This window comes from Nostoc sp. CHAB 5715 (assembly GCF_020829685.1).
Classification (GTDB): Bacteria; Cyanobacteriota; Cyanobacteriia; order Cyanobacteriales; family Nostocaceae; genus Nostoc.
This window is the reverse complement of record NZ_JAIVFR010001070.1, coordinates 1-2,382: the sequence shown is the minus strand read 5'-3', so window position 1 is coordinate 2,382 and position 2,382 is coordinate 1. Positions and strand designations below refer to the sequence as shown.

2 protein-coding genes are annotated in these 2,382 nt (G+C 34.0%); both read left to right on the top strand.

The window, feature by feature from the left end:
• Window positions 1-341 precede the first annotated feature (341 nt).
• Window positions 342-1,784, top strand: coding sequence for a sugar transferase (locus LC574_RS35995; protein ID WP_229458403.1), 1,443 nt, complete (start codon window positions 342-344; stop codon window positions 1,782-1,784).
• A gap of 234 nt (window positions 1,785-2,018) precedes the next feature.
• Window positions 2,019-2,382 (top strand): lipopolysaccharide biosynthesis protein (locus LC574_RS35990; RefSeq protein WP_368736778.1); only part of this gene is annotated, 364 nt, incomplete at its 3' end.

Below are 2,382 nucleotides of genomic sequence, written 5' to 3'. Positions count from 1 at the left end.
CCTTCCTAATATTTTTACCTGGCCTAGTTGATTATTTACGTCAGAGATTTTATTCAGCTATTAAGTTAACTCACCAAAAAATCCTTTTTTTGGCATCAAAGCTCAAAATTTCCAGGCTAAACTGGATTCTACCCTGCAACAAAAGCTAAGTATCTGGGTAGTAACCGCACTCAAACCGACCCTGGAAGATGCTTTTGATCAAGAATTTCAAGTTAGTGCGAAGAAAATGGTTAATTAGTAGGCTACAAAGTCCAGGTTTCTTTGAAAGAAAAATGTGATATTCCCCATTTGTCTTAATATAGATTTCCATCAAATTTTAACTACACCAAGTGTTTCTAAGTATGAGTAATCAAAGCATTACAACAAGTAAATTCAATGAAGTGCCTTTAGATTTGCGTGCATCTTCATTTGCCAGGGTACGCAAGGGTTCGTGGTGGTTGAGATTAACAACATTATTTTTGGTAGACTATACTCTTTTATCCTTAACTTGGATTTTAGCTGGCTATCAATCTTCTTATGGGCATTTGACTTCGTATATACAGAGTCATTATTTGCCGATTTTAATAACTATTGGAATTCAAATAGGCTCATTAGCGATCGAAGGTGTTTATCGAGAAGGTCAAAAACGCTATGACTATCTCAACATTATAAAATCGTTAACTTTGGCTCATGGATTAATACTCCTAGTTTGTCTTTTATATAAGCCAGTTATTGATATTACACGCCCAAGATTAATATTATTATCTTGGTTGTTAAGTATATTATTTGTTTGTACTGGTAGATACGCTATAAATCTTACTTTGGAATATCTGCGTAAGCAGAAAAAAATAGTTCGTTCTTCTGTCTTCATTATTTGCGATCCTCAAGACCATGAGCAAATAGCTAGCTTTATAAAAAAAGAGAAACATTATATTGTATCTGGAACGGCTAATGCTAGTTCATTAGATCGATATAAACGTCAACAAACATTGAATCAACTTAATGAATTAGGTGTAACAGAGGTTTTTATATCTTGGGATGCTCTAAAAAATAGAATGTTTTTATGCTGGTTATTTCAAGCATCTGGCATCCAAGTACATATTTTGCCGATGGAATTAAAACCAATTTATAAAAACATAGAATTTAATAAAATAGGAGGAATGCCTTGTCTGAGTTTGGATTGTCCGATAATTACAGGCAAAGATTTTTGGATAAAGCGCACTTGTGATTTTTGCTTTGCGACTTTATTTGTAATGTTATCATTCCCTATTTATATAGCTATAGCTATAGCTATCAAATTGGACTCTCCCGGCACAGTATTTTACAGACAAACACGTATAGGTTTGCATGGGCAACAGTTTAAAGTATGGAAATTCCGAACTATGAGGTCTGATGCAGAAAAATTCCAAAAAGAATTAGAAGCATTAAATGAAACCAAAGATGGGATTATCTTTAAAATTAAAGACGATCCTCGCATTACCCGTGTTGGAAAATTCCTTCGACGTTATAGCTTAGACGAATTACCTCAACTTTTTAACGTTATCCTTGGACAAATGAGTATAGTAGGCCCTCGCCCTTTACCTACTAGAGATGTAGATAAATTTTCTGAACATCATTTTATTCGCCATGAAGTTTTACCTGGGATTACAGGTCTTTGGCAAGTCTCAGGTCGCTCGGATATTTTAGATTTTGAACAAGTGATAAATCTTGATCTTAACTACATCGAAAATTGGTCGCTTCGGTTAGACTTTGAAATTCTCCTCAAAACAGTTATGGTAGTTTTGAAAAAAGAAGGTGCTTACTAGGGTTATAAAAACAAAATCATATATTGCTGTTTTCAGTGGAGTTTCTGTTTCTCACGCATTATTAGATTAGATTTTCTAGTTTGCTGAGTGATTAACTACCTACTTAAAGACGATAAAAGGTTTTGCGTTCACTACTCAAGCTTCTAACGATATATCTAAAAAAAGTCAGGTTATGAGGTATATAGGTATTGGCAATTCAAAATGAGCGAATTAAGGTGAATTAATAATTTAAGAATGGTAGAAAAGTACAAATTCATAAGTAATTCCCTCTCAATGATAGTCAATCGGTTAGCGCAAAGCATAACAGCTTTTGTATTAACCGCTGCTATTGCTCGTAATCTAGGAGCTGAAGCTATAGGCCAGTATCTACTAGCTTATAGCTACTACTTTATCTTTGTAGGCATTGCTTCACAGGGACTAAAAATATTGTTTACAAGAGAACTAGCCCGTGAACCACAAAAAACATTAGTTTATCGTTATGGAGAAGAATTTGAAGATTTAGCTGATGATATTGAGAGTTGGAGAGATGCCAGCCAAAAATTACGTCCAGCCAATTTATTAGGTAAAATTTTAGTTGATTCTGGTTTATATGACTATT

Coding starts and splice junctions, on each gene's coding strand:
- LC574_RS35995 (WP_229458403.1), top strand. CDS start 342: ATGAGTAATCAAAGCATTACAACAAGTAAATTCAATGAAGTGCCTTTA.